The organism is Halorhabdus sp. CUG00001, assembly GCF_009797925.1.
GTDB lineage: Archaea > Halobacteriota > Halobacteria > Halobacteriales > Haloarculaceae > Halorhabdus.
Genome location: NZ_VOLB01000001.1, coordinates 2,036,733 through 2,056,913, shown reverse-complemented (window position 1 = coordinate 2,056,913; position 20,181 = coordinate 2,036,733). Strand labels below are relative to the sequence as shown.

General features: G+C 55.8%; 17 protein-coding genes and 1 pseudogene. 6 read left to right on the top strand and 12 right to left on the bottom strand.

The window, feature by feature from the left end; translation table 11 throughout:
- Window positions 1–111 precede the first annotated feature (111 nt).
- The 7 genes from FR699_RS10185 to FR699_RS10155 all read right to left on the bottom strand — a co-directional run bounded on the left by FR699_RS10185 (window position 112) and on the right by FR699_RS10155 (window position 7,518).
- Complete coding sequence (locus FR699_RS10185) at window positions 112–999, bottom strand: hypothetical protein (protein WP_158855345.1); 888 nt, start codon at window positions 997–999, stop codon at window positions 112–114.
- 18 nt (window positions 1,000–1,017) lie between these two features.
- Window positions 1,018–1,575: a hypothetical protein gene (locus FR699_RS10180; protein ID WP_233263393.1), complete on the bottom strand. Its 558-nt coding sequence runs from the start codon at window positions 1,573–1,575 to the stop codon at window positions 1,018–1,020.
- 173 nt (window positions 1,576–1,748) lie between these two features.
- Entirely contained in the window at window positions 1,749–2,300 is a 552-nt protein-coding gene (locus FR699_RS10175; RefSeq protein ID WP_158855343.1) for a hypothetical protein, read from the bottom strand.
- Between the two features lie 103 nt (window positions 2,301–2,403).
- Window positions 2,404–3,153, bottom strand: coding sequence for a hypothetical protein (locus FR699_RS10170; protein ID WP_158855342.1), 750 nt, complete (start codon window positions 3,151–3,153; stop codon window positions 2,404–2,406).
- 8 nt (window positions 3,154–3,161) lie between these two features.
- Window positions 3,162–5,075, bottom strand: coding sequence for a hypothetical protein (locus FR699_RS10165; RefSeq protein WP_158855341.1), 1,914 nt, complete (start codon window positions 5,073–5,075; stop codon window positions 3,162–3,164).
- A 100-nt stretch (window positions 5,076–5,175) separates the two neighbouring features.
- Window positions 5,176–6,522: a hypothetical protein gene (locus FR699_RS10160; RefSeq protein WP_158855340.1), complete on the bottom strand. Its 1,347-nt coding sequence runs from the start codon at window positions 6,520–6,522 to the stop codon at window positions 5,176–5,178.
- Between the two features lie 66 nt (window positions 6,523–6,588).
- Entirely contained in the window at window positions 6,589–7,518 is a 930-nt protein-coding gene (locus FR699_RS10155; protein WP_154552874.1) for a hypothetical protein, read from the bottom strand.
- A gap of 252 nt (window positions 7,519–7,770) precedes the next feature.
- On the opposite strand from FR699_RS10155, the gene FR699_RS10150 reads away from it, so the two are divergent.
- The 3 genes from FR699_RS10150 to FR699_RS10145 all read left to right on the top strand — a co-directional run bounded on the left by FR699_RS10150 (window position 7,771) and on the right by FR699_RS10145 (window position 10,696).
- The gene (locus FR699_RS10150) at window positions 7,771–8,370 is read left to right on the top strand and encodes a S16 family serine protease (RefSeq protein WP_233263392.1); all 600 of its coding nucleotides are present in this window, start codon (window positions 7,771–7,773) and stop codon (window positions 8,368–8,370) included.
- Between the two features lie 115 nt (window positions 8,371–8,485).
- Window positions 8,486–8,845, top strand: coding sequence for a hypothetical protein (locus FR699_RS13345; protein ID WP_229770477.1), 360 nt, complete (start codon window positions 8,486–8,488; stop codon window positions 8,843–8,845).
- 30 nt (window positions 8,846–8,875) lie between these two features.
- Window positions 8,876–10,696 (top strand): hypothetical protein, encoded by a 1,821-nt coding sequence (locus tag FR699_RS10145; RefSeq protein WP_158855338.1) that lies wholly within the window; start codon window positions 8,876–8,878, stop codon window positions 10,694–10,696.
- Window positions 10,697–11,124: 428 nt separating this feature from the next.
- Here FR699_RS10145 and FR699_RS10140 read toward each other — a convergent pair whose 3' ends face one another.
- The 4 genes and pseudogenes from FR699_RS10140 to FR699_RS10125 all read right to left on the bottom strand — a co-directional run bounded on the left by FR699_RS10140 (window position 11,125) and on the right by FR699_RS10125 (window position 16,484).
- Entirely contained in the window at window positions 11,125–13,488 is a 2,364-nt protein-coding gene (locus FR699_RS10140) for a VirB4 family type IV secretion system protein (protein WP_158855337.1), read from the bottom strand.
- Window positions 13,485–14,372, bottom strand: a complete 888-nt coding sequence (locus tag FR699_RS10135; protein WP_154552877.1) for a hypothetical protein — start codon at window positions 14,370–14,372, stop codon at window positions 13,485–13,487. Before FR699_RS10135 ends, FR699_RS10140 begins: the two co-directional genes overlap by 4 nt.
- A gap of 1,491 nt (window positions 14,373–15,863) precedes the next feature.
- Window positions 15,864–16,097, bottom strand: a pseudogene (locus FR699_RS10130) (deoxyribonuclease); the annotation flags it as partial.
- A gap of 87 nt (window positions 16,098–16,184) precedes the next feature.
- Entirely contained in the window at window positions 16,185–16,484 is a 300-nt protein-coding gene (locus FR699_RS10125; protein ID WP_158855336.1) for a hypothetical protein, read from the bottom strand.
- Between the two features lie 481 nt (window positions 16,485–16,965).
- Here FR699_RS10125 and FR699_RS10120 point away from each other — a divergent pair, with 481 nt between their 5' ends.
- From FR699_RS10120 to FR699_RS10110, 3 genes are all read left to right on the top strand, one after another.
- The gene (locus FR699_RS10120; protein ID WP_154552880.1) at window positions 16,966–17,433 is read left to right on the top strand and encodes a hypothetical protein; all 468 of its coding nucleotides are present in this window, start codon (window positions 16,966–16,968) and stop codon (window positions 17,431–17,433) included.
- A 95-nt stretch (window positions 17,434–17,528) separates the two neighbouring features.
- Entirely contained in the window at window positions 17,529–18,239 is a 711-nt protein-coding gene (locus FR699_RS10115) for a DUF47 domain-containing protein (protein ID WP_158855335.1), read from the top strand.
- 174 nt (window positions 18,240–18,413) lie between these two features.
- Window positions 18,414–19,226, top strand: coding sequence for a BtpA/SgcQ family protein (locus FR699_RS10110; RefSeq protein ID WP_154552882.1), 813 nt, complete (start codon window positions 18,414–18,416; stop codon window positions 19,224–19,226).
- A gap of 29 nt (window positions 19,227–19,255) precedes the next feature.
- Here the strand turns inward: FR699_RS10110 and FR699_RS10105 are convergent, their stop codons facing one another.
- Window positions 19,256–20,167: a carbohydrate kinase family protein gene (locus FR699_RS10105; RefSeq protein ID WP_154552883.1), complete on the bottom strand. Its 912-nt coding sequence runs from the start codon at window positions 20,165–20,167 to the stop codon at window positions 19,256–19,258.
- Window positions 20,168–20,181 lie beyond the last annotated feature (14 nt).

Below are 20,181 nucleotides of genomic sequence, written 5' to 3'. Positions count from 1 at the left end.
GGACTCGAACTGACCCATCCCAGTTAATCGTAATTCTGTGTTCGTAGTCGTTTTCATCAAATACCCGTACACCTACAGAGCTTCCTTCATTAGCACCTGCTATTTCCACATTCATGTTTCAGTTTCGAAGTGTTCTGTGTGTTCGGTATCTCCCGTCGATCCACGGTCGGCGCTTGCACTCCCGCCGGCCGACTCGCCATCGCCAGTGCGCCACTCCGCCGTTTTCACCGAGCCCTTCTCCGTCCAGTCTTTCAGCTCCGACTTGAACTCTGATAGCTCACTCTTGAACGAGTTCTTCAGGTCCTTCCCTTGGCCGATTTTCGACGTGATCGATTCCATTCCAGTCCCAGCAATCCCCTGGCCAGCGCCGAGCACTGCTGCACCTGCTATCGCGCCAGCCGCTACCATCGGCGCTGCTCCACCAGCAGCTGCTATCCCTACTCCTGTCCCCACCGCTCCCTTCACTGCATCTCCACCGATTCCACGCAGGTACTTGTTCCCATCATCACCCTGGGCCTGGTCCACCGTCCGGGATTTGTTCATCACGTCGTACAGTAGCTTGCCCTGTTCCTCCTCGTCCATCTTCGTCATCGCTTCACCCAACTCCTCGCGCTCGATCTCCTCGAAGTGGATATCCGACGCTTTCGGGCTCTCCAGATCCGACGGTGACTCCTCGACCCCATCGGACGATTCGGTGCTCGTCGTCGGCTCTGAATCATCCGCGGTGGATTGCTCGGACTCGCTCTCCGGGGACGTGTATTCCTGCCGGTCGCTGTCGGCCTCGGCCAGGCGGTCACTTTCTAAGGCCGACATCGGCGTCTGCTCTAAGTCTGGCGCTGTATCATTGACCGTCTTCGAATCACGCTCGTCACGACCGCCACTACCGCCAGCAGCCGACGCCGCTGCCGGAGCCGGGCCGCCGCCAAATCGGTTGTTCACTGCCGTCTGATCACCACCGCCCATCACGCCGCCTGACAGCGCGGGCTGCTCAACGATCATTCCTTGCTCGCTGGTTAATTACGTCTCGCCAATTCCATCGCCGTGGATATCACGCTTGCCGATCCCCTGTACCTTGTACTCGTCTGGTGGTTCCTCGCCCATGTGGAAATAGATATCGCGTATCTGGGCGAGCAAATGCGTCACAACCAAGTCGTGGAACTCTTCCTCGAAATTATAATCGTCGTTAAACTCCAACCAGGGCATCCCACAGACGACGACGCCCTCTCCCGGCTCGCGAAACGGCCCGACTCGCTGTGCCGTGCCGTCGGTACGCCGATACGAGATCGATACGTCATCGACCACCTCAATGCGATCATCTGGCGACAGCGTGTACGACTTCGTGATCGTGAAGGAATCGTCTTCGACACCATCGTATGACTCGCCCAGGTACGCGACCGGATCGTCCAGCGCCTCGTAAAAGTCTCTGAATTCCTCGTGGAATTGCTCCAGTGGGTGATTCACCAGCGCTTCGATTCCGCGGTCGATATGCTCCGGATCCCACATCGGATCCAGGATATCTGCCTCGGGGAACTCCTGCTGGGCTTCGTAGCGGGCGCGTTCTTCGACCTGGGACATGATACGTTGTTCTTCTTCAGTCCGGTCGTCTGGGTCGTGGGGGTATTCATCTACGTAATGTCCATCAATATCCCCATTCCAATTTACAAGAACGGAATGAAGGTAATTGTTCTCATCGGTTACCTCCACACCACAATTTGCCTCGTCGTGACCGTATATTTCTGCATCCATATTTAATTGAATTCCTTACGCCCACTACTATCGTTACTTTGGCCCGCACTCTCCGACTCGCCTTCGCCCGAACCGCCAGCGTCATCGAAGACGCGCTCTTGAATGTCATCAACTGTTGTGTCTGCCCAGTCCCGGTACTCGGAAGCCTTCGATTCGACCGTGGTAAACCCGGATCGGACCGTATCTGGCAACTGCCTGGCTAAGCTCTGACCCTTCTCGATAGGCGGCCCACTCTTGCGCTCGGCTGCCGCCCCGACCGCCGCCCCGACCAGCGTTCCCGCTGGCCCGCCCAGTGCTGTTCCAACGACCATCCCGGCCGCCGCACCCGCCGTTTTCCGACCGACAGTCTTCGAAAGTCCCTCTGATTGGGCACCTTCGAGCTTTTCTTGGAGTAGTTCGTCTCGCGCCTGCAACTGCTGGGCCAGGTGCTTGTCACCACCAGCTAGCTCTGTGTAGGCCTGCTCGTCCATCACCACGCTCTCGTCGCTCTCGGCTTCGGACGCCTCGTCTTCAGCACCTACCTCGCTTTCGAGTCTGTCGAGGCGACCCTCCACGTCTCCACTACGCTCCTCGCCAGTCGACGGCTTTGCTACCAGGGCGTTCCAAACCTTCGAACGCTGGGGACCGCGACGACACTGCAACACGACTCTTCTCTACCTACATTCCCTCTAGCAGCAACTCTTCGGCCGATCCGTCTTCGTCGCCGTAGATATCTAATTTTCCGTGCCCCTGCACCCGGTATTCCCGCGGTGGCTGCTCACCCATATTCAGGTAGATGTCTCGTATTTGGGCCATCAGGTGATTGACCAGAAAATCCGGGAAGTGCTCTTCGAACGTGATGTGGTCCTCGAACGCTATTCGTGGCATTTTGCAGAATATCAGTTCCTCGCGCGGGTACTCCCACGTCTTCCCCGTCGAGTGTGCCGTTCCGTCTGTCCGCTCGTAGACTATCTCGATATCTGAGACCTCTACGACCTGGCCATTGCGTACTCGGAATGGCTTCGCAATCCCCGACGTCTCTGGGTCCATCTTCGGGTCGTCCACGAACTCTGACGGCCGCTGCAACGCTTCGTAGTAGTCTCTGAACTGCTCTTGGAAATCTGCTAATGGGTAGTTCGTCAACGCTTCGAGCCCTTCTTCGATATGCTCCGGGTCCCACAGCGGATCCAGGATGTCTGCATCCGGAAACTCCTGTTGAGCCGCGTAGCGGGAGCGCTCCTCGACCTGGCACATGATCCGCTGCTCGTCGTCCGTTCGGTCTTCTGGTTCGTGGGGGTAGTCGTCGGTTTCATGCGCATCAACGGAGCCATCCCACATTATCGCAAGCCAGTGGTAGTGGTCGTTTTCGTCGTACACATCAACTCCAATGCCTTGCTCGGGGTGAGACCCAGTTATTTCAGTTTCCATAGATATTATTAGTCATTTCTAATTGCATCTTTTCCATCTGTGTCTCCGACATTCGCTGACTCCTCACTCCCCGACTCGCCTTCGCCCGAACCGCCAGGCAAGGCATCCGAAAACGTCTGTTTGGTCTTGTTCGTTATCCCACTCGTCGCGTCCGACACGCGTTCGAGGCCGCCTCGCACTGACCCTTCGCCGACCATCCGCGACGCTGCGTGGCCGCCAATACCGCCTGCCGCCCCGCCGATTGCACCACCCAGTGCCGCTCCTGCTACAGTCCCAGCTGGCCCTGCAATTGATCCACCGATGCCGCCTAGCACCGCACCGACCGTTTGCCCTGCGCCCGCGCCCGCTGCTCCGGCAACCGCGCCTTTCGCCGCCTCCTGACCCATCGCCGTCGACTCATCGGGCTCGGACAGTGACGCCATCTTCTCATCCATCGCCACCATCGTCTTTGCCATCTCCTCGTTGTCCGTCATCGACTTCGCTTCGTCTATTGTTAATTCTCCCGGCGTGTACGACGCTGCCGGATCTTCTTCGCTCCCTGCATCTACCTCGCTTTCGAGTCTGTCGAGGCGACCCTCCACGTCTCCACTACGCTCCCCACTGTCGGCATCAGGCTCTTCGTACTCCTCACGACCGGGCTCGGTGTATTCCTCGCGCTGGCCTTCGGCCAGCCTGCCCTCACCGTACTGATTCAGTGAGGACTGTTCTAAGTCCGGCGCTGTATCGGTGACCGTCTTCGAATCACGCTCGTCACGACCGCCACCACCGCCAGCAGCACCCGCTGGGGCTGGTGACCCACCGCCAAATCGGTTGTTTACTGCCGTCTGATCGCCGCCGCCCATCAGTCCGCCACTCATCCCACCGACCATTCCGCCGCTTGCACCGCCCGACACCGCTCTGCTCGCCTTGCTTGCCCCACCCTTCATCGCACTCTTCGCTTTGCCCGTCATCTTGCTTGCCGCACCACCCATCGCACCGCTCAACCACTTCACCACGTACGTGATCGCCACCAGGTTCATCGCCGTCACTGCCATCAACGGCATCGCCGCCGCCAGCAGTGGATGCACCGAATTCCCCGACGCGAACGCCCCATCGACCCCGCCCGAGCCGACCGACCCGCCCGCCAGCATCGCCAGCGTCCCCGTCGCAAACTCCATCCCCACCGCGAACACGCCCGCGATCAGGATGCCACCCGGGATCAACATCCCCGTCGCCTTGAATAGCTTCTCGCTCACCGCCTTCGCGTACTTCAGTGGGCCGAGTTCGCCGATCCAGAACACGATCAGCAAGGGATAGAGGCCGTAGGTCAGGTAGACGATTACCTTCCGGGCGATCAACACCACGAACATGAGCAACTGCCCGATGGTGACGATCAACCCCATCACCAGCCCGAACAACAACAGCACGAACGATCCCACGCCGCCCGTGTTCGGACTCGCCGATATCGTGAACGTCGTCGACTCCAGGAACATGTCGATCGTCGCGTTCGATACCTGGAACGCTGCGGCGAACAATCCCTGCCCCCACAGCGTCGGCCCCCACCCCGGGGGGTTGATGATGAACAACGACAGCGTGGCCGCCAGTGCCCGCCCGGCGAACCGATACGGGTCCGACTTCTTGCCGTCCGGGAAGAACTGAAACATCCCGAGGTGGGCCAGCGCAAAGACTGTCAACAGCGCGAAATAGATCCCCACCGACAGCTCCCACATGTCCTGAAACTGCTTGAGTGCAGTCGGGTTCAGGTGCAACAGCGTCTGCATCGACCCGTTGAGGAGATACCCGATCAGCGTGAACACCGCATTGAAGATCTGCGTGTTGATCCACTCGACGAGCGCGTCGAGACCGAAACTGATCAACACGACGCCGTTGCTGGAGAGGCTGCCAACCAACCACTGGACCTCACCCGCAAACAGCACCCCCATTGGTGTACGTTACAACTACGTACCGTATGCGTACTTAATGGTTGTTATCTCTGTCAAAGTACCTGTCACGACGGATCGGCCACAGTACCGGCTGCGCATCTCATCGACCGTTATCGCGACGATATTTCGACTGGCCCGACGTCTCGTCGTCCTCGTCGGTCGCTGATTCGTCACCGTCAAACTGGCCCCCTGAAAGCTGGGGCTGTTGTAGCTGGGGGGCGTTGCGTTTCAAGACAGATTTTTCCCCACCGCTACCCGTCCCTCCGCTCCCCCTGGCGACGGGATTCGCCCGCTCGGCGGCTGTACTGGCTGCGGAGTTCGCCCGATCTTTGATCCCCTGTTTGGCCTTCTTTTTGCTCTTTTTGGCTGCCGATTTGGTCCCCTTCTTGATGCCTTTCTTGCTCATCTCCTTGGTGGCCATCATCGCCCCCGACGCAGCGACACTCGCACCACCCGACACGACGGCGGCACCCAGTCGCGCGACCGACGTAATACCACCGCCAATTGCACCGAGCATCTGGACCAGCATGAGAGTCGGCAACAGACACGTTGCACCGATGACCATCAGTTTGAAGACGATGGTCGTCAGGTAATCGCTCGAAGATCCTGTGGCGAACACGCCCTCTGCGACAGGGGCACTCCCACTCACACCCTGAGCCACTACCCCACCACCGAAGACATGGCTATTACCACTGATGAGAGCTATGCCAGTCGTGAAGATACCCGCAATGAGGATGCCACCAACCAGTGCCGTGATAGCCGTTTTGAACAGTTTCGAAGAGAGTTGCTTGCCGTACCGCAGTGGACCAGCGTCGGCTACCCAGAACACGATCAACACGGGATAGAGTCCATACGTAAAGAAGACAATGACTTGCCTGGCGACGAGGAGGGCAAGGAGGACGAACTCGAATACCAGTATCGGTAAGCCAATGAAGAAGGCGAATCCGAGAAGAATGAATCCACCACCCAGTGCACCGGCGAGGGCCTCGCTCTGGAAGGAAAAAGTCGTCCCGACCTGATCGAGGTACACCGTACAGATCTCGTTTACGACGACGAACGCCCAGCCGAACGCTCCTTTCGAGAACAGATCCGATCCCCAGTCGGGCGGGTTGACGATCCACAGAGAAAGTGTCGCAGCGAGCGCTCGTGAGAAGAATCGGGCTGGGTCGGTCTGTTGAGCGCCTGGAAAAATCTGTGCCAATCCCAGCATCGAAGCAGCATACAAAGTGAGGATGCTGAAAAAGGCGAGTGTCCCCACGGTCCAAATTTCCTCGAAGGGCTGTAGCTGGGCCGGATCAAGCGTCAAAAAGGCATTCGTGAGATCTGCAAAGAGCTCCAGCATGAAATCGAACACTGTGTTGAACAGGTCGTTGATGATCGATCGAATCGTGTCCTTGATGCCGAACATAAGGACGATCATCCGCATGTTCTGCAAACGCCCAATCATACATCACGACCCCTTCTCTGGTATACTGCGTGTAATGATAACCGCTGGACATACTGCAAGATCATCTCAAATCACCTCCATCACGTACTGAAATCCAAGGAAGTTGATAACCAACAGTGGCGTGACTAATTTGAAAAAATCGAGTATCAGCGTCGAAATGCCGCCACCAGCCGACCCAAACTTACCCGCCGGCGGTTGGGCCTGCTCTGCCGTGCCACCGGCGAACGTCCCGCCCGAGGAATCGTACTGGTCGAAGTCGGTCAGTATCGTACTCCCCCAGATGAGTGCCGTGATGAACACCCCAAAGATGAGTAATTTCCCACTCGCCGCGATGAACTTCTTTCCCATCTGATTTACTCGCGACCAGGGGCCGACTTCAACGAGTTGGAACCCCATCAACACCGGTAACAACGCGAAGGTGACGTAGACGATAAGCATCCTGACAACAAGGAGAATGATAAATCCAACCCCGGCTACCAGTAACACACCCGAGGCGAGCAAACCCCACAAAAGCGCCACGAACAAGCCGAACTGATCGACGAGTTGTGTACTGATCGAGACCGCGATAGAGAGATCGTACGTCGTTTTGTAGTAAATCCCAGTCAACCCATGAGAGAATGCAACACTGAACGAGATTAGCGGACGCGAAATGAAGACGATAATGAACGTTTTGAGGAACTTTTCGATGTAGTACTGCAGGTCAGCGCTGTCTTTCCCCGGGAAAAACTGTGACAACAGCAGAACGTAGACGATAGAGAGAGCACCGGCAGCTGCCAAAATACTGAGGGAGAGCCACCATAACGTATCTAGCACCTGAACGTCGGCCGGATTCGGGAAAAACAAGAACGTCTCGAATCCCGCCGAGAGAACGACGTTCAACGCATCCATGAGACCGTCGACGAAGGTCGTGAGCAGCCACGTTACTGCGTCCTTGAGGACGCTATATACGTCAGGGACGAACGGTAACAACACAATCGACCAGAAAACATCACTCATATACAACTATTCGTTCAAGCTGGTAGCAGCCCGTTGCTGTCGATCAGTACCCCCACACAGCACAGTTTGTTTCACCACTCTGTATATTCCAATTGCATAAATATTATTCCATCTGCGTATGAATATCTAATTGGTGCGTTCAATATAGTGAACCGTTCGCATATTGCTATAGGAGTTCTAATAGGGTTCGTCGTCATCACCGCCAGCTGGACTGGAGCGGTTAATCATCGTGTTACCGAGCTAAAAGCACAGTTGGAGACGCTCGAAGACTCTCAGGACGTACTCGGTGTGTTTGCCGGTGTCAACCGAAGTGGCATCGAGCCCACGAGAGAATCGGTGTCACTCTATGCCTACAGCACACGTTCCGGAGACGGGATTGCGATTCCTGCGACTGTCGTTTCGATCCCAGTCGATGGGCTCTATACAGATATCAGTGACGTGGCCCAGACATCAGACGTCCAGCGTTCGATGGCCAGGGCGTGGACTGTCGCAAGTGAGAGTGACACGCCGCCAGCCCACCAGGGTGCGGTGCTCCAATTGCAACCCCCGTCCGAATGGGAGACCGTCGGCGGCGGGAGTGCAGCACTGTCGCTCGCGCTCGGGTTTGCTGGGACCAACTCCTGTACCCGGATAAACGAGAGTGTCGCTGCGACGGGCGGCCTCACCACAGACGGGACCATCGTGGACGTACAGTACGTGCGTGAGAAAGCCCAAACCGCAAGTGATCGGGGGATACAGGTATTTCTCGTCCCCCCAAATCAGGGTATTGATGTAAGTGGCATCAGCGTCGTGGAAGTTGGGACGTTCGAACAGGCCGCAGATCGAGCCCTAGAGTCGAGTGCAAGTTGCTAAACAGCTCTGTAAGCCGATTATACAGCACACAGGCAATATGTACATACATTTTTAATTGCATTTCTAGACATCCAAATCAAAGATCTTTTAAGACAATAATGTATTCTCTGGCTATATGACGCGCAGATGCAACCAGCGATTGACGTCTGAACTTGGACAGATACTACGAATACTGGCCATCCTGACGGTCGTGTTGACACTAACCGTTGGCCCTGCCCTTGCGCAAAATAATTCGAGTGCCCCGACCCAGCAAGATCTAAAAAATAAGATCAATCAAGTCGGGCAATTTCTCTCGATAGTCATCGTCGCCGTAGCAGTACCCAATGGGGCATTTGGGCTATTCCAGTGGATGACTGCTGGGACGGACACGGAACAAAGTGACAAAGGCCGTAAACGGATACGCAACTCTTTCATCGGTGCCGGAGGGGCCGCAATCGTCATGATGGCAGTGCAAGTGCTTGCCAACATGGTCTAACCTGATTCGAGATATCTCCTTGGCTAACCAATGAAGAAGGAGTTGGTAGCGCTACTGGTCGTTCTCGTCTCGATCACAGCAGTCACTGGAGCGATGGTCACGGCCACGGCAGTATCATCGGATCAGGAGCGAGCGTTCTTCTCTGATGACGATGACATCAACGGAAGCCAGTTGTCCAACCCGAACGAGCCAGAAAATTTTGTGAAAATAGCCGATATTCCGTATTATACCACAAAGCCGGAGTACGAGATTGGAAATACAACACTCTTCGAATACCAAAAAGACAGTCTGGATAACATAGATTCAGACCTGCGTTCATCCTTTGTATTAGATCGTTCAGAAACTACTGATTCGAATATTATCAAAGACGCACACGTAACGTTTCTGGGCATACACGGCGGGGCAATGAGTCTGGCACGAAGCGGGCGCCACGGCTCACATGCGCTGGCAAATACGTTTGTAATTGGCTCTGAGGGAACAGTGTTATCGCATCTCGACTATCGAATTCGTGAGGATATCCCGCCGGCTGACTACTGTGGACCCAAGGACAAAGACACACGTACCAGGGATTACGACAACGATTCGGTTGTGGAAACATTTTGGATTGACGGCTCCCAAACCTGCTATCGATATTCGATGGAGGTCGAAGATACTCGTAGAGTGTCTATCGGTGGAAGATCGTTTTCTGGAGAAGACACCATTCAGTATACTGGGCTCACGTCGAATTCCAAAGTGGACCTCAGTATGCGCGGGTCAGTCTCCGTCCGCGTAACCGAAACGCGTATCTATCGAGACTGGAACCCGAGGACACGGTATGCAGACGGATGGAGCGACGGCTACTGGGACAGTACAACAGGATCCCCGAGCTTGTATCGGGAGGATAGTGTTAGTTTGTCGAGTGCATCATATGATACCTTGGTAACTGACACGGGCGATCTAGACATCCACCAACGCATCATCAACGTCAACAACGAAACGAGTCACATCGTGCTCACACTGGATGGTCCGCGCGGAAACAATGCTGTTCGTACGAAGCACCTCATGGATCGATTACTCTGGAGCCACCTGACGATCGGGTCAGGGACTGCATTCGTCGATTCGACCTGGCGAACCTATTCTGCGCGACAGTATACCCAAGCCCGACGGTTTACCGAGAGTGGTTCGAATACTATCCACTCACCGCCGCAGGTACCCAGAACGTTCTTGATAGGAACAGACCGTCGCCCAACGATCAACCCGGTAGATCGATCGTCATCTGTGTCGAGTTCGCAAATAATCGGATTCGAAGGATACAACGTGACGTTGCCACAGACAAATCACTCTGAGGTAACGATCGATCCGTCGGTCCCGATCGAATATTCGCGTCTCGTAATTCAGAACGCACCTGGTAACGTCACGTCCTTGAGGACGATCCACGGCAAGCGAGTAGAAGTCGATGTCGACGAAGTACTCCAATATCGGCAACCGAACGTGTCGATAACTGCGATCTCCGATAACCGAGTCAAGATTCACGTCGAAGATCCAGCTACGAACCAGCCGTTGGGAGGTCGCCAAGTGCGTCTCTACGGCGTCGATCCCAACCGAACAAACCCCAACGGTGTCGCCATTACTGACGCTTCTGGAGACGTTGTGGGAAAACGAACGAATACGCTGGTCAGAGCGAGAGTGCAACAAGACGACTGGGAAAGCCCAACAGGATCAGTGTTTTACGGACAAACAGTGGCATCGAGGACGTTCCTTCCGAATGTACTGCTATTGGAGCGAGCGCATTCACTACTGGAGACGATACTCCTTGTAGCGCCGCTCGTGTTTCTGTATGGGTACATCCGTCACTTTGGATTGTTCGAATGAATATAGAGCATATCTATCTCACCACGTCACACGTGTCCGTGTGACTGGTTTCAAAGGGTCACTACTCGCTCGGGACGCCGCAATGTCCAGTTAGAGAACTGCTTACAATCGTTCAGTGGCTACTATCGACGCGAGACAGACCATCACGGATGCAGTGTTGTCACTCCGGTTCTCCCGCTCGATTGGTTGCGGGTACCGGCTGCAGCGTAGTAGTTCGGCAGTTCAAAGACCTCTCAGAACGAGCGCCGCATCAAGCGGATTCGAGTTGCAGTCGGCACATCACGTTCTGGAATACCGTCCGTCAGAAATCTCAGACACACGGCACCGACATCCCGCGTCGAATTATTATACGTAAAGAGTGCACTATACCGGCGGGTCGGCACCTCATTGTATACTGTCCCGATTGACCGAAAGCGAGTTACAGATGCTTAGCTAACCGTGCCGGGCGAGTCCGATTCAAGAATTTGGTGGACAGATTGTCGCTCGTCGTCTGGAATATCTGTCCAGTCGATCATCTCATTATCGTAGAGTAATGCCCAGACGTTCATATTGCTGTCAATGACGTGATGTTCGAATTCGTTCGAAATGACTCGCATGCGCATCTTCCCTTTGTCAGTGACATACAGTAGCGATTCAGAGTACTCCGCTGAGTTACCCGCCTGGGCTTGTAATACGAAATCCCGTTCTCGGGGAGTGAGATCGAGTGCTTCGATCGCTGTGTCGCCGATATCCTGGTGTCGCATCAGCGCACGAATGTCACACTGGTCGTAGATTTCCTTCGCCTTCGAATTGGCCATAAATTCATCGACGGTCTGACTGATGAGAGTGAGACCGCTTCCATAGTGGCGGCTGTGCCGTGCAAACAGGTTGAGCATGTCCAGTGCCTGTTCGTGACCCAGCATATAGTGTGCCTCGTCGATCATGACCACCATGTTCTCGGTGTTCGCCTTCGCTCGCTGGAATAGCCAGTCGAGCACGATATGCATAATGAGCCCTTCGTTACTGCCATCGGCGACGCTCGAGAGATCGAACTGTACGATGCGATCTTCGAGGCGGACGTTCGTTTCTCCATTGAGATTCGATCGCTGCCCGCCCTGTTTGAAGTCTTCCAGTCCCAGCAAGACACTATGAGCGTAATCGGCAATTCGTTCGGCTTGCTCGCGTTCTTCGACAGATGTTTCTGTGTTTATTGTCGTTATTTCTGAACGAACTGATTCTGGAACGTCGAGGAACTCTCCTGGTGGATCGCCGTTGGACATCTTGCGTAAGACATCTATCACATCCCCAATTTGAGGACTGGGTTGGTGATGGGTGCCGATATCCTTCGTAATCCCCCGTTCGAGGTACGCATACCGGATCGCCCGTCTGAGGACACCTTCTTCTTCTTTGCCTAACTCGCGTTTGCCTCTGAAGTGCGATTCGAACAACCCCATCACACTCCGGATCTTGTCGTCGTACGGATCACCTTCGATATCGTCGATGCTTTCTACCTGCTTGATTTCGAGTGGATTGATCGTGGTCTGGTTGTCGATCGTTACTCTCTGCCCACCTACCGCTTCCACCAGATCACCGAATCCACCCACAGGATCGATAATGAGAACTTCTGTCTCGGGATCCATCATCAATCGACGCCACATGACGAGTTTGGCTAGATAGGACTTCCCAGAGCCGATCTTCCCTGATATCAACATGTTGTGGCCCGACTGAGCAAACCGATCCACGATTATTGGAGCGTTGGTTGACATCTGAAAGCCCATGAGGACACCGCTTGACTCCACGACAGACTTATCAGTAAATGGGTAGGTTGTGCCGAGAGCCTCAAGGTCCATAATTTGGGTATTCTTGACGCTATCTGTTCCGAGAGGAGCAACGGCATTCTGCGCTTCGAGCTGTCTATCGTACAAGGTCGTCACACGAGCGTTCGATTGAGAGAGGATTTGTTTGAGTTCCTTCGTTGCTTCGTCTAGCGTCTCTTCGGAGTCGGCAATAACTTCAAAGTAGACGCCGAAGTCGAACAATTTCGTCGAACCCTCAGTCAATCCCTCCCGTAGACGGTCAACGTGAGAGAGTTGCTTTTCTTCTTCAATCGTGTTGAGTTTCCCATCACTTTTTTTCCGACGGATTTGAGAAGTGAGTCGGGTTGCTTTCACATCGAGTTTTCGTTTCATTTGCTCGGAATCACGTGGCCAGATCTGGTACGAAACGCGCAATTCTGCTCCATTTACCGATAACCCACTCGTGAATGCCTGGTCGAGCCATCCAAGGGCCACTCGGTTCGGAAAACTCGAAATTATAAGTATCCTAGCGTATCGTTCCCCACCAGAATCCCCTAACCGTTTGACATAGCTTTGGGTTTCTGTGATACGATCGGGGGCGACATTGACTCTGGCTGATTCACTCCGTTTGTTCTCATCGCCAATGATACCGACATCAGTCGAGTCTTCAGAGTGTTTATCCTGTTGAACTGCTTCAATATGCTCTGAAAGCGTTTCTTCTGATATATCTTCACTCGATTGTTCGAGTCGGCGTGCTGCCTCTGTGAGAACCTCTGTATCGATATCGTCTTTCGAAGTCTCTGCAGACCCCATACTGAGATCAGTTTCGAGAAGGCCGTCAATTGGCGCCATTAGAACAATTGCACCGATGAAAACAATACCGCCACCAAGGAGGATTCCAACGGTTGGAACTACCCCGAACGTGTCTAAAAAGTCCTGAATCAATAACGGTACCAACGTGGTACTATGATCAATACCACTGATCGTAAACTCGATCGGCGTCGCACTATCTATCATGTATCGTCATCCCTCACGTTTGAGCTATCCAGATTGAACGGCTCTGTGTCAATTTGCATTCCTTTAGAAAATTCATCAGTCAATGGTTTTTCATTGTTATAATAGTGGTACAGAACAGCCATTGCTTCGTTTCGATCAGTGAGCCGCTCTGACTGGACATCGAACCGTTGTAGTCCGCTCGAAATTCGGTTGAGCCGTGAATCCAGTTCTCGCAGTATTTGATGGGTGCTGATTGATTCAGAATCGTCGCCAAAGAAGTCAGCAACCGGCTCTGCCGGCGGAAACGAATCAGCCAGTGAATCAAGGAACCCGTCATCATCACTTCGAAACTGGTCGATCTGGTCGGCTGATATCGGTGCAATGATGTAGAATTCGCGCTGTTTCATATCGTTGTCAGATAGAAACTGTGTGAGCCACTCGGGATAGAGTGACCGTCCCATATCTGCAAGGCCACTCTCTCCATAGTCATCTTCTGAGAGATTACGTACAGATTGTAGCCGCTCTAAGTGGTCCGAAATATCGAAGTGTGTAGGATACGAAACAATTTGGATCGGGAAATCCAGTGTCGCTAGGAACGAAGATTTATACGCACCGACAATCTCCGCTTTCTTTTCATTCGTGTGGATTGACCACGTCCGGGGGTGGACACGGGTGATTCCAGCATATTGTTTGTCATCTAATTTGATGAGGCCGCCAGCCCGAACGTCGTCTGGTACGAATTCTTCGTTCGAGTCGAGAACAAAATCGAAAGAGACGAGGTCTTGAGCATAATTTGATATCGACAGCGAACCACTTTCAGTGGGGTCACGGCGCTGCGGGGGATCGATAGTGCCTCGATGACGGTCATCAGGTGCTTGGGAGACACCCGTGTCGTCCGATTCCATAGATCCAAAACTGGAAGTTGATGTTTGCTGGCACCCTTGGTCGCTAACAGTCTCCGTCTCCGAGAGTGTCGCTGATTGAGAAAGCGTGTCGGCTCCTTCATCAGACTGCTCTGACTGTGCTGTCGATACTGTCGAATCCACTGAAGAAGAGTCTGTCACAGAACTCTGAGAAAGACGGTCCGATTGGGGACTTCCAGACTGTTCATTAGTAGCTTTGTCGTCGTTCGTCGATTGTTCACCGGACCGTAACGTGTTATCTTCACTGGATTGGTCAGTGGGAGACGAGACATTATCCCGGGCAGTTTTGTTCGGAGGCCTATCACGATCTGCGTCTCGTGAACGGGCCTGTTCTCGGGAGAAATGGCCGGTCGTTTCGGCAGTTGCTTCGGTTGGGGTGCCGTCTTGGGGTTCCGTGCTATGTCTCTCCGACAGTTTCGGGTCGGATGCGCCTTGTTGGGATTGGTCTACAGTATGAGAGGACGATAATTGCTCTATTGAACTGAGCAGAGATAGCCGATGATCTATCTGTTCAGTACAAAGATGGTCAGCCGACTCGATCGCAGCTCGAAGCGAATTCGTCGAAACCCCATTGTCCAATGTGTGAGCCAGTATCCGTGTGAGCGTGATATCGTACGACTCTGGTAATCGCTGGCAATATCGCTCGAGGTGGGCTAATCGCCGGCCTTCACCGATTAACACGTGCTGTTCGCCGGCCTTCGCAAACGTGGCCAGGGCATCTTCCAAGGCCTCCTCTCCATCGAGGAGAGATTCAAGCCGAGAAATGCGATCTTGGACTGAAGCAGTTGTCTCCTCTAGGAGATGAGCCGCCTCCGTTTCGATCTCTTCACTCGGTGCTGTAGATGGAGAACTATTAGTCATCTTTATTTAATTCCCGAAAATATCATCAAACGCGATTTTATTCCACAGTGTTCCGTTGCTATCCGCTTCGTCAGAGTCTTGGATTGTGTACTGACCAGTGCTTGTTGACGTATCTCCCAGTTCAGAAATGGTATGGACGATATCCAGATGTGTCACCCGGCCTCGGCCGACTGCCCGTGGTTTGAGATAATACGTATCAGGAGTGATTCGGCGTTTGAACGCAGCTGGAGCCCAGCTGAGGGGGGTTTGCCCCTCAGGCGTTTGAACGATGACTAGTCCAACAAGTAAAGTCATTAAAACGATAGTTCCGATAGAAATTGAGAGAGGGATTTGGCCGATATACAAACTCGGAAGGACGACAACGAGCGGTATCGTCCCGAGCGTGATTAGCTCGTTAAATGTCAGTCCCAAGATGAGATTGGTTCGCAGTATTTTCCCGGGTATTAGTACTGTCTTCATATCATGCAATACGATCTCCACATACACGTATAAGTTTCTAATTGAACTAACATACTAATTGTTAGGATATACTAACATGTATTGTGAGGAGGCGGCGAAGCTTCGGTAAGGACTGTAAAAGCGAGAGTATTGACGGGGAAAGGAATACTATCAGATCGTATGCGCGTCCGCGATGGGGTCAAAGCCGGCCCCGCTCTCGTGAATGTCTTCGACGGTCACCACGACTTCCTCGCCCGGCTTGACTGGCTGTGACTGCAGATCCGAGATCGGCTGGTTGTAGTGGTTGCACCACTCGGCGCCCCCACGGTCGCCATAGTGGGTACACCCCATCCCCTCGATCCGCTCGGTAAATTCGGGGCAATCGTCGGCGAGTGGACAGTCCGGCATGCTGATTCGAGGTTATCTGTGTGTCGGCAAAACGTTTGCGTCTGGTCCGATCTTGCCGATCAGTTAGATTTGCCGAGCAGAATGCGACTATGACTGGTCACCGAGCCTGACGTCCTCGCCGGCACCGTCGGCCCCCATCGTCAGCGTGTCGTCGGTTTCGACGGCTGAGAGGCCATCGAGCTCACAAATTGAGGCGACGGCGGAATGGTCGACAGTGATCGCCAGCGCATCGAATTCGAGGCGCTGTTCGATCGTGCCGCCACACTCCCGGATCTGTTCGGCGACGGTCTCGACGTCGGCCGCGTCATCGAGACGGACGAGGAGTGTCGCCATCTCGCCGTCGATCGGATGGCGCTGGATCGAACGGACTGCCGGTGAGACGTACATATGAAATCGATACGCGAGCACTCACTTCGGTGCTTCGCTGGCGATCAGGTGATCTCCTCGGCCGGCCCACATTCGACGAGGATTTCTGTCGAGTCCAATACGCTGCCATCAGCCGATCGGACTTCGATATCGAATGTCGGTGGTCCCCTCGATCGAAGACTTGACATAAACGTATGCACTTGCCGTGCCAGTGACTGTCACGCCGGCGGACGCCACGAGTTGTCTCCTGGTAACCGTGTTAAGATCCTCTAAGGTAGACATATTATCAGTCGCCTCTGGATTTGCATGTAGTAATAGTGCCCCACAACGGGTGTATTCGATGTGCCTCCAGCAGGGAGATCCTGCTTATAGTTGTCTTCAGACCGCATTGCCGTTGTTGGATTGAGTGTATGGGCACCAGTGAGGGAGATGCTGGAATTTCCGGCACGCAACACAGTCATCGCCACAGCGATTAACTACGTCGGGACCGCATGGGAAATCGATGGACGTCCGCAACGCGGTCGAAGCTGATGCCAATGGCCTGGCAGCGCTTGCTGACTCGCCCGTGGACGTGATGCGGAACCTGGTCCACGACCGGACGGTCCGGGTCGCGATCGCGAACGACGCGGAGGCCGCCGAGAACAGTCCGGCGGCGGACAGTGCTGAAACTCCGGGCACGTCGCCAGAGCAGGACGAGACGCCCTCACTCGTCGGGTTCGTGAGTTTCGACGTCCGCGGTGAGACAGTCTACGTTACCCAGATCGGTGGCACCGAACCGGCGTGTACACGCTTGCTCGAGGAGCCGATCGGCTTTGCGCGTCGTGAGGACATGGACGTGGAACTGCTGGTCCCCGAAGAGGAAGCTGCTGTCCGGCGGGCAGTCGAGGCCGCTGCGTTCACCGCTGTCGGCGACGGGCCGCGCTTTCTCGGGCAGTCGACGACCCGGTATCGCCTCGATCCAGGCGAGTGAGGCCGGCCAGGGCAGGCCAGATCAGCTAGAGGGTGGTATATACACGCACGGAGAAGGAAGGAACGCTCTTTACGCTCTGTGCGCGTGGCTAGAACATGCCACCAGGATACGACTTCGGCGACGAGCTCGAATCACAGACAGACACGTATCTCGATCACCTCAACGAGTGTGTCGGACTCCTGCCGGAGCTGCTCGAACAGTACGAGAACGACGAGGACTACGCGGAGACCGTCGACCGCATCGGCGAACTCGAGAGCGAGGGCGATCGGATGATTCGCTCGATTACGAGTTCGATCACCAACGCGGACCCGGAAGATATGGGGCTGTTGAACTCCCGAATCAACCAGAACCAGTCGGAACTCATCGAGTTCTACAAGGAAGTCGACTCGCTGGCGAACGTCACCGAATTGATCGCCGACGAGCTCTCGATGATGCAACCACCGACCGACACCGACTGCTATAGCGGGCTTCGAGAGATGGCCGAACACGTCGCTGATATGACCGAGACCCTAGAAGATGTCGTCGAGCGATTCGTTCACGGCCTCGGGACGACCAGTGGGTCAGACACGCTCTACGACGAGATCGAAGCCATCAGGGACATGGAGAGTCGGTGTGACGGGATCAAAAACGACGTCATCGAGACCGCATTCCGTGACGAAGAGACCGCCAAAGCGCTGATGTACCGGGAACTGGCGATCCGTTTCGACGACCTCGCCAACACGATGGAAGACGTCACCGACCGGATCATCGTCATCGCCAGTGACGAACCGAGCCTCGTCACCGAGATCGACCCTGCTGAAGAGTAAGAGCGGTGGTCCCGACCGTCGATCCGTCGAGGTCACGTGTAGAGCGGACGCGGCCGGCTGACTGAACATATTTCTGCACGTGGCACGTGGGTCAGATATGACATACGACAACAGTATCGCTGGCAAGCTTGAGACCGAAAGCCAAGAGACTGCAACAGGAGGGCGCTCCTACCGATGAGTCTCGATTTCGGCGGCGATCGAGCGGTCGTCGGGATGGTACACCTACCACCGTTGCCCGGTGCGCCGGCGTTTGACGGCGACAGGGACGCGATCCGAGAGACGATGGTGCGAGATGCCCGGCGCTTGGCCGCCGGCGGCGTCGACGCCGTGATGGTCGAGAACTTCGGTGATGCACCCTTCTATGCCGAAGACGTGCCAAAACACGTCGTCGCATCGATGACAGCTCTCGTCACCGACCTCCGTCGAGAGATCGACCTGCCCGTGGGCGTCAACGTGCTCAGAAACGACGCCGAAGCGGCGGTGTCGATCGCGGCAGCGGCCGGGGCGTCGTTCGTCCGCGTCAACGTCCACTCGGGTGCGCGCCTCACCGACCAGGGCGTCGTCACCGGGCGGGCAGCCGAAACAGTCCGGCTCCGTGAGCGCCTGGACACCGATGTCTCGATACTCGCGGACGTGGACGTCAAACACTCTGCGCCACTGGCCGACCGGCCACTCGAGGAAGAAATCGCCGAGCTGCTAGAACGAGGCCACGCTGACGGCGTCGTCGCGAGCGGGTCGGGAACCGGGGCCGAGACGGACCGCGACCATCTCCGTCGCGTCGTCGATGCACGCGACGAGCTCGGGGTTGATTCGCCGGTGTTCGTCGGGAGCGGCGTCACAGCGTCGACGGCGGCTGAGACGCTCGCTCTCGCCGACGGCGCGATCGTCGGCACCGCACTCAAGCAAGACGGAGAAACGACTGGGCCCGTCGACGAAGAACGGGTACAGCAGCTGGTCGAAGCGGCAAAAGCCGACGGCGACCGCTGATAGCCCAGCGCGCAAGCTGAGGGCTGGAGTTAGGGTTCGGGGAGGTCCTCGCGCGTGGGGAGCCCACCACGGGGACCCGAGGCGGTGCAGTTTTGGGCCGCCGCGGCCGCCGCGAGGCGGCCTGCGGCCGCGGCCGGATAGTCACCCAACACCCACGTATCGATCAGTGTCGCAGTGAACGCGTCACCAGCGCCGGTCGTGTCGACGACGTCGGCCTCGACAGCATCGACACGGTACAGTTCGTCCGCGGCGAGGTACGCTCCCTCTGCCCCGACGGTAACTGCAACCCGGTCGGCCCCGCGTGCGCACAGTCGCTCGGCGGCGTCCCGTGGACCCGTTCCGAGATACGACCGGGCAGCCACTTCCCCGACCACGAACAGGTCGGCGCTCTCGGTGAGACGATCGATCGTCTCGGGTGCTGTCCCACGACCTTCGAGCTCTTCGAGCGGGCCGGCGAGATCGAACGCGAGAGCGTCGAATACTCCCGATTCACGGAGGTCCAGAAGGTCAGTCACGACGGTATCGGGGGCGTAAGCACTCGTGAACACGCAGTCGGCCCCACGTAGCCGTTCGCGATCGGTCGCCCGAAGTCGCAACTGTGGCACGCTATTCCCCCCGGCGACGATCATACGGTCGCCGTCAGGCCCCCGGAGGACGAGCGTGTACGAGGACGTGCCATCGCCCTGCCGGACCCCAGAGGTGTCGACATCGTGATCGTGCAGGGAGCCAACGATGGTCTCGGCCGCGTCGTCGTCGCCGACCCGCGAGATGACCCCGACATCGTGATCGAGCGTCGCGAGGGCACAGCCGACGTTCGCGGCGACGCCACCGGCCCGCTCGAGAGAGTCGGTGGCAAAGGCCCCACCGTCCCGTTCGGGGAGGTTTGTGAGGGTGTAGACGCGATCGAGCACCGCGCTCCCGACCGTCAGTATCGAGGCCACGCTAGGCCACCCGC

Bases quoted from the DNA above. Each gene is read 5' to 3' on its own strand.
- FR699_RS10185 (WP_158855345.1), bottom strand. From the start codon at position 999: ATGATCGTTGAGCAGCCCGCGCTGTCAGGCGGCGTGATGGGCGGTGGT.
- FR699_RS10180 (WP_233263393.1), bottom strand. From the start codon at position 1,575: ATGTCCCAGGTCGAAGAACGCGCCCGCTACGAAGCCCAGCAGGAGTTC.
- FR699_RS10170 (WP_158855342.1), bottom strand. From the start codon at position 3,153: ATGGAAACTGAAATAACTGGGTCTCACCCCGAGCAAGGCATTGGAGTT.
- FR699_RS10165 (WP_158855341.1), bottom strand. From the start codon at position 5,075: ATGGGGGTGCTGTTTGCGGGTGAGGTCCAGTGGTTGGTTGGCAGCCTC.
- FR699_RS10160 (WP_158855340.1), bottom strand. From the start codon at position 6,522: ATGATTGGGCGTTTGCAGAACATGCGGATGATCGTCCTTATGTTCGGC.
- FR699_RS10155 (WP_154552874.1), bottom strand. From the start codon at position 7,518: ATGAGTGATGTTTTCTGGTCGATTGTGTTGTTACCGTTCGTCCCTGAC.
- FR699_RS13345 (WP_229770477.1), top strand. From the start codon at position 8,486: ATGACGCGCAGATGCAACCAGCGATTGACGTCTGAACTTGGACAGATA.
- FR699_RS10145 (WP_158855338.1), top strand. From the start codon at position 8,876: ATGAAGAAGGAGTTGGTAGCGCTACTGGTCGTTCTCGTCTCGATCACA.
- FR699_RS10140 (WP_158855337.1), bottom strand. From the start codon at position 13,488: ATGATAGATAGTGCGACGCCGATCGAGTTTACGATCAGTGGTATTGAT.
- FR699_RS10135 (WP_154552877.1), bottom strand. From the start codon at position 14,372: ATGGAATCGGACGACACGGGTGTCTCCCAAGCACCTGATGACCGTCAT.
- FR699_RS10125 (WP_158855336.1), bottom strand. From the start codon at position 16,484: ATGTACGTCTCACCGGCAGTCCGTTCGATCCAGCGCCATCCGATCGAC.
- FR699_RS10120 (WP_154552880.1), top strand. From the start codon at position 16,966: ATGGACGTCCGCAACGCGGTCGAAGCTGATGCCAATGGCCTGGCAGCG.
- FR699_RS10115 (WP_158855335.1), top strand. From the start codon at position 17,529: ATGCCACCAGGATACGACTTCGGCGACGAGCTCGAATCACAGACAGAC.
- FR699_RS10110 (WP_154552882.1), top strand. From the start codon at position 18,414: ATGAGTCTCGATTTCGGCGGCGATCGAGCGGTCGTCGGGATGGTACAC.